A 6,901-nucleotide genomic window follows, 5' to 3' on the forward strand; every position below is an offset into this window, starting at 1 on the left:
CTAGGTCAGAATCCTAACCGAGAACAAATCTTATTAAGCGTAAAACACTGCGTATTACAATAACTTAGTGCAGTGCTTAACCAAGATTTGTTTTAAGGGAGTTTGGGTTTATGAAGCCCACTTTATTTATCGGACAAATACATTCTAGGACTTGGAAATGAACAAAAAGATTATTGCTCTAGCAGTAGCAGCTGCAGCTTTCGGTACTCAGGCGTCTGCTGTTGAACTATACAACAACGATGGTTCTACTTTCTCTATTGGCGGTCACGTATCAATCAGTGCTAAAGGCAACTCAGACGTTGGTAGTAATACTGATTTGATCTCTAACTCTCCACGTATCAACTTCAACGCAACTCAAGACCTAGGCAATGGCTTCACAGCTGACGCTAAAGGCGAATACTCAATTAACTACCTAAACGGTGGTGAGGAGTCATTCACTACTCGTCTTGGCTACATTGGTGTTTCTCACGACACATTTGGTCGCGCTGTTGGTGGTACTCAATGGTCTCCGTACTACGACGTAGCTGGTATCGCTGATATGCCAATCGCATTTGCGAACGATTTCCTATACGACAACCATGGCGCTCTAGGTACTGGCCGTGCAGAAGGCATGGTTTCTTACCGTAACGGTATTGAGCTAGGTGAGAACATGGCTCTTAACGGTGGTATTGCTATCCAAGATAGCCAAACTGGTTTTGATACCCGTGGCCAAGTGACTCTAGCGCTAGATATTTCTGACTTCATGGTTGGTTACGCATACAACACCGGTGATCGTGATGTAGGTCTAACTTCTAAAGAAGAAGCTGTATCTCACGTAATTTCTGCTAAATACGGTTCTTACGGTAACGGTCTATACGTTGCTGGTGTTTACTCTATGAACGAGTACATGCACACAACAGCAAACTACAACATCGACAAGTTCTCTGGTCCTGTTCTTGATGACTCTAACGGCATCGAGTTCATCGCAGCTTACGCATTTGCAAACAGCCTAAACCTATCGATCAACTACGAAGCAGTTGAAAGTAATGACAAAGCTGTTGTAGATGGCACTGTATACAGCCAAATGGCTTTCCAAGCTGAATACAACATCACTCCATCTTTTGTTACTTTCGCAGGCTACCAGCTTGACCTTGGCAACGACCAAAACGAAACAGAAAACGACATGTGGAACGTTGGTGTTCGTTACTACCTATAATGGTATAACAGCCTAAAATCCTAATAAAACACCTGCCTTATGGCGGGTGTTTTTGTTTATACTGTTCTCTAAATTGCCTCTTGCCTTGATTAGGGACGTTATGCGCACTCTCACCCTTTTGCTGACCTGTGTTTCAACAGTTGCAGTTGCTTCAATCTCTACCCCTTACGAGGTTTTGCCTCCTGGGCAGCTATCCAGCGTTATTGTAACTAAAGATGCCACTGTAGAGTCCTCAGTTAATGCCGAGCAACTTCTTCCCCCAGCGAGTACCCTAAAGTTGGTCACCGCCCTTGCCGCTAAGCTTCACTGGAAAGAAGGCTATCAGTTTTCCACGCAGCTCCTTGAGCAAGGCGATGATTATGCCCTTCGCTTTTCAGGCGATCCGAGTTTAAGCCGCCAAGACCTTGAATCTCTTCTTCAGAATCTAAAAGGTAAAACTCTCTCTGGTGACTTGTATCTTGATGGCACCATATTCAGCGGTTATGACCGGGGTGTTGGCTGGCCGTGGGATGTGTTGGGTGTTTGCTATGCAGCTCCAGCTTCAGCGTTAAGCCTAGAGGGAAACTGCGTCCAAGCATCACTAAAGACACTGGATAACGGCGCTACATCGGCATTTGTGCCGAAGCACCAACCGATAAAGGTAATCACCAATGTAAAAGCTGTGAGCTTAGAGGAGAAAAAGAACAGTTACTGTGACCTTAACCTGACCACTGCGCCCAATAACAGCTATACACTCAGCGGTTGTCTGGTCAATAGAGACAAGCCGTTGCCCCTTAAGTTTGCGGTGCAGTCTCCTAGCTTGTTTGTGAAGAAAACTATCTCTGAGATCCTTGAACAAAATAACATTACGCTCAATGGCAAGATTAAACTTGGCAAAGCAAAATACAAAGCGACACTGGTGGCAGAGCACAAGTCAGACTCTCTTGATGAAATGCTAGAGTTTATGCTGCATAAATCGAACAACCTATATGCAGACAATATCACTAAGCAACTTGGCGCTGACTTCTACGGGGCACAGGGCAGTTTCAATAGCGGTACCTCTGCGATTAGAGAAATACTGCTAAAGCAAACAGGCATCGATCTTGGTAATGCGGTTCTAGAGGATGGCTCCGGGTTATCACGCAATAACCGAGTTTCGCCTCAAGTCATGATGCAGATAATGCAGTACATCAAGAGTAACGAAGAGAAGGTACACCTCATTGCCCTGCTACCAACATCAGGCTTGGATGGCACATTAAAATACCGTCCAAGCATGCGAAATACACCGATCAAGGGCAAGATCAAAGGGAAAAGCGGCTCGCTGTTTGGCAGCCACAATATGGTGGGTTATAGCTATGATGCACAAGGCAACATCAAATATACCTTTGTGCAGTTTGTTAGTAACTACCACCCAGAACCTAAGGTCAAAGGTGTTGAGCCAGCCATTACTCGGTTTGAAAAGGCTTTTTACCAATCTTTAGTGACTCAGTAAGCTAAGGTCAGACAAAAACGGGCTCTGTAATGCAAATTTACAAAGCCCGTTTTTAGTTGTTTTGTTTAGGTTAAGCCTAAGAAGTAATTCACCACGCTAAAGTAAATCCACATCCCGGTAATATCTACGATAGACGCCAATACTGGGCTAACCAGTACCGCAGGGTCTAACTTAAACGCTCGCGCTATGATAGGGAGTACGCCACCTAAAGTAGTTGAGATCGAGATCTGAATAAACAAGGCGACTGCAATCGCCAAAGCAATGATATTAAGATCATGCCCGCCGGTTGAGACGCCATCACTAAACAGTAAAATGCGTCCGACAATGACTATGGCTATTACAAAACCGATACATAGAGCCACTCGACTCTCTTTCCAGAGTACCGACAGCCACTGCCTTTTTTTAAGCTCTCCCGTTGCCAACGCCCTAATCACTAGCGTTGCCGACTGAGTCCCTGTATTACCACCCGCAGCTGCAATAACCGGCATATAGATAGCAAGCAGCACCAGTTGGCTTAAGGTATCCTCATAGCTTGCGATAATAAGGCCCGAAACAATCCCCATCAAAGCTAACCCAATGATCCACCCAATGCGCTGTTGCACATGGGCTAGCACACCCGTCGAAAGGTACCCTTTATGTGGCTCAGCTTCAGAGCGAATAAATCCCAATTGATGAGCAAAATGACGCGCTCTTACATCTTCTCCAACCACCTCTAATTCAGCAATAATATGCTGAACATAAGCGACTGAGCACTGATTAAGAATCGCCACTGCCTCTTCAATAGGCATCACTTGCAGCAATTTAACCTGCTGTTTTTCATCATATTTTAAAAATGCGCTTGTTGCCGCGCAGATTTCCTCACGAGAAAAGTTCGATACATCGTGAGCTAAAGTTGTGTTCATTACCGTCATGGCGAATCTCCCGATTAGCTGTGTCGACACCAGCAAAAAAGCTGATATAAATGGGGTAACGACCATCGAAATAACACGTAAGCTTCGCATCAGAAAAGCGAGACAGTTCCGTGATTATTTATGACTAGAATGTGAGGAGAAAAATCGAGAAAGTATCAGAAAAGATTTGATAAAAGTTCTCTACCACTGAGGTAGAGACGAAGAACGTGCACACCGACAGCAGACTATTTTTCTCCCTTCATACTAGGAGGATGGTCGGTAGTGTTCATAGTGTTCTCCAAAGGTTACTGGGATGTCCCAGCGGCGCGTAATATATCAAAAACACAACGCAGTTCACAAGTTTACAGATGTAAAAAAGGCGCCAAACAGGCGCCTATTAATCAACGGTTACAACTTAGCCTATTTAAAGGTAAGTCGAGCAAACTTACGCTTACCTACTTGGAACACATACGTGCCCGCTTGAGGTACAAATTTGCTGTCAGTGATCTTCTCACCGTCAATTTTTGCTGCGCCCTGTTTTACCATGCGCATTGCTTCAGAAGAAGATGAACACAGTCCCGCTTCTTTCAACAGGTTACTTACTGGGCGACCCACTTCAAATTCAAACTCAGGCATCTCATCTGGGATCTGGCCTTTTTGAAAACGATTAATGAATTCTTGCTCAGCAGCTTCAGCATCGGCTTCAGAGTGGAAGCGAGCAATGATTTCTTTCGCTAGCAGAATCTTAACATCACGTGGGTTTGCACCCTTCTCTACGTCTGCTTTGAACTGCTCAATCTCAGCCAAAGGACGGAAAGAAAGTAACTCGTAGTAGCTCCACATTAAGACATCAGAGATAGACATGATCTTACCAAACATATCGCTTGGTGCGTCGCTAACGCCAATGTAGTTGTGAGCCGACTTTGACATCTTCTTCTCACCATCAAGGCCAACAAGAAGAGGCATAGTCAATACAGCTTGAGGCTTTTGACCGTGAGATTTTTGCAGCTCACGCCCCATGAGTAGATTGAATTTCTGGTCAGTACCACCAAGTTCAACGTCTGTTTCCATTGCTACTGAATCGTAACCTTGTAGCAGTGGGTACATAAACTCATGGATAGCAATTGGCTGGCCGCCAGCATAACGCTTTTTAAAGTCATCACGCTCTAGCATGCGCGCTACAGTTTGATTGGCAGCAAGACGCAGCATACCTTCAGCGCCTAGCTCACCTAGCCATTCAGAGTTGAAGGCAATCTTGGTTTTAGCTGGGTCTAGAATCTTGAACACCTGCTCTTTATAGGTTTCTGCATTACGCAGAACGTCTTCACGAGTCAGAGGTGGACGAGTTGTGTTTTTACCCGTTGGATCACCCACCATACCGGTGAAGTCACCGATTAAGAAGGTTACATCATGTCCAAGGTCTTGGAATGTACGCAGTTTATTTAGAATTACTGTGTGACCAAGGTGGATATCCGGTGCCGTTGGATCTGCGCCTAGTTTAATGCGTAGAGGACGGTCTTCTTTCAGCTTGGCGATCAGCTCTTCTTCTGGAATCAGCTCTTCAACGCCGCGCTTGATCTCAGCTAAGGCAGCTTCAAAACTTGCCATATTAGTGTGCTCCCACAAAATCAGGAAAAAATATATCCCGACAGTGTACTTGAATAGCGATTAGTTTTGAAAGCAGTTAGACTAATCAAATACCAATTTTTCACTGATTATTTAACGAATCGGGATATGTTAACCATTTTTCAACGTCTACCTCTTTTACACCGCGCGTTAATTTGCTGTTTTAGTGCACTTATTGTGGTCGCTCTATTTCTGCTTCCCGATCCTAGAACCCTGCATCAAGAAGAAAACAACTATAAAGTGGGCCGCATTTACCCTCTAGAAATTAACGCTAAAGCCTTATCTCCCACAGAACAAAAACTACCTATGGCGGTTATGCGCTGGGATACTCATAAGGTGCGCTCGGGGGAAAGTGCCTCTGTATTGTTTGACCGAATTGGTTTGTCTCCTCGCTTATTACATACACTGGTCACCAGTGATGATCAGATTAATAAGCAGTTGTCTCGTTTACGTCCTAATGATGAATTAATTTTTGGGTATGACGCTCAAAACAACCTCATTCAATTGCAGCGAAAAATCAGCCCTTACGAGACCTTTAAAGCAGTAAAAAGCGGCGATAAATTTAAGGCTGTGATAGACAAGAAAAAGGTCTACACCCAGCTAAATTATGCGCAAGCGAACATTTCCTCCAGCTTTTGGAACGCCGCGATTGGCGCGAAATTAACGCCTAATCAGATCATGAGTGTTGCCGGGATCTTTGGTTGGGATATCGACTTTGCCTTGGATATTCGCCCAAATGATAGCTTTAAGGTGTTATTTGAAGAGAACATTGTGGAAGGTGAGTTTGTGGGTAGAGGCAAAATCCTCGCCGCGCAATTTACTAACCAAGGCGATACCTTCAAAGCCGTTTTAGATGAAGAAAGTGGCAATTATTACGACGAAAAAGGCCGAGCAATGAAAAAAGCCTTCTTGCGCTCTCCGGTTGATTTTCGCCGCGTAACCTCTAACTTCAACCCCAATCGTCGTCACCCAGTAACTGGCAAGATAAGGGCTCACAGAGGTACTGATTACGCAGCACCCGTTGGCACCCCAATCTACGCAGCGGGTGATGGCGTAGTACTTAAATCCGGCTACAACCAATTCAACGGCAACTATGTGTTTATTAAACACAGCAATATCTACATCACCAAATACCTACACCTTCAAAAGCGTAGGGTAAAAGGTGGCCAAAGGGTTAAGCAGGGACAAACCATAGGTACTCTAGGCGGAACAGGCCGAGTTACCGGCCCTCACCTTCACTACGAGTTCTTGGTTAATGGCGTTCATAAGAATGCACGCACGGTTAAGCTGCCAGAGGCTAAATCCCTTACTGGCAACAAGAAGAAAGAGTTTATGAAGGTAGCGAATAAGCGTTTAGGCGAATTAGAACGTTATCAGCATTTACTGACAGCTTCTGCAAAATAAAAGTTTTAGCTGACAGCTACAAGCCTGTCTTTCATACAAAAGTTTGATAGTCGATCTAAATGTGATCTAACAAAGTGTATGCCTTATTATACCAATCGTACTAAATAACTGGTCATCCTAGCTTGTTAAAATACTCGATGACTGCGTTAGAATTTTTGATTGTAGAATAACTACTTATCGAAAAATTCTGCCTTGTCCTCGAGAATTTTTCCTACGCTATTTCTGATCACTTACTTAGTGTGATTGGTATTAGATCATTACTTTGAGTAAACGTCGTCCCCGAGTGCCTCTATCGGGGATCTAATTGATTGGTAG

At 44.4% G+C, this 6,901-nt stretch carries 5 protein-coding genes; 3 read left to right on the plus strand and 2 right to left on the minus strand.

Translation table 11 applies throughout. From position 1 onward, the window contains the following. The first annotated feature begins 157 nt into the window (after nt 1-157). Both D5I41_RS19510 and dacB read left to right on the plus strand, forming a co-directional pair. Nucleotides 158-1,195: a porin gene (locus D5I41_RS19510; RefSeq protein ID WP_119011240.1), complete on the plus strand. Its 1,038-nt coding sequence runs from the start codon at nt 158-160 to the stop codon at nt 1,193-1,195. A gap of 100 nt (nt 1,196-1,295) precedes the next feature. Continuing rightward, complete coding sequence (dacB, locus tag D5I41_RS19515; RefSeq protein WP_119011241.1) at nt 1,296-2,666, plus strand: serine-type D-Ala-D-Ala carboxypeptidase; 1,371 nt, start codon at nt 1,296-1,298, stop codon at nt 2,664-2,666. Between the two features lie 65 nt (nt 2,667-2,731). Here dacB and D5I41_RS19520 read toward each other — a convergent pair whose 3' ends face one another. Further along, nucleotides 2,732-3,577: a magnesium transporter gene (locus D5I41_RS19520; RefSeq protein WP_017032744.1), complete on the minus strand. Its 846-nt coding sequence runs from the start codon at nt 3,575-3,577 to the stop codon at nt 2,732-2,734. Between the two features lie 399 nt (nt 3,578-3,976). Then, complete coding sequence (tyrS, locus tag D5I41_RS19525) at nt 3,977-5,164, minus strand: tyrosine--tRNA ligase (RefSeq protein ID WP_119011242.1); 1,188 nt, start codon at nt 5,162-5,164, stop codon at nt 3,977-3,979. A 126-nt stretch (nt 5,165-5,290) separates the two neighbouring features. On the opposite strand from tyrS, the gene shyC reads away from it, so the two are divergent. Beyond that, nucleotides 5,291-6,586 carry a peptidoglycan DD-endopeptidase ShyC gene (shyC, locus tag D5I41_RS19530; protein ID WP_119011243.1) on the plus strand — a complete coding sequence of 432 codons (1,296 nt, stop codon included), beginning with the start codon at nt 5,291-5,293 and terminating at the stop codon, nt 6,584-6,586. The last annotated feature ends 315 nt before the right edge of the window (nt 6,587-6,901 follow it).

Origin of the sequence: Vibrio superstes, from assembly GCF_003569005.1 — a bacterium.
GTDB lineage: Bacteria > Pseudomonadota > Gammaproteobacteria > Enterobacterales > Vibrionaceae > Vibrio > Vibrio superstes.

What these genes read in the sequence shown, in the direction of transcription:
- D5I41_RS19510 (WP_119011240.1), top strand. Translation starts at nt 158, where the DNA reads ATGAACAAAAAGATTATTGCTCTAGCAGTAGCAGCTGCAGCTTTCGGT.
- dacB (WP_119011241.1), top strand. Translation starts at nt 1,296, where the DNA reads ATGCGCACTCTCACCCTTTTGCTGACCTGTGTTTCAACAGTTGCAGTT.
- D5I41_RS19520 (WP_017032744.1), bottom strand. Translation starts at nt 3,577, where the DNA reads ATGACGGTAATGAACACAACTTTAGCTCACGATGTATCGAACTTTTCT.
- tyrS (WP_119011242.1), bottom strand. Translation starts at nt 5,164, where the DNA reads ATGGCAAGTTTTGAAGCTGCCTTAGCTGAGATCAAGCGCGGCGTTGAA.
- shyC (WP_119011243.1), top strand. Translation starts at nt 5,291, where the DNA reads ATGTTAACCATTTTTCAACGTCTACCTCTTTTACACCGCGCGTTAATT.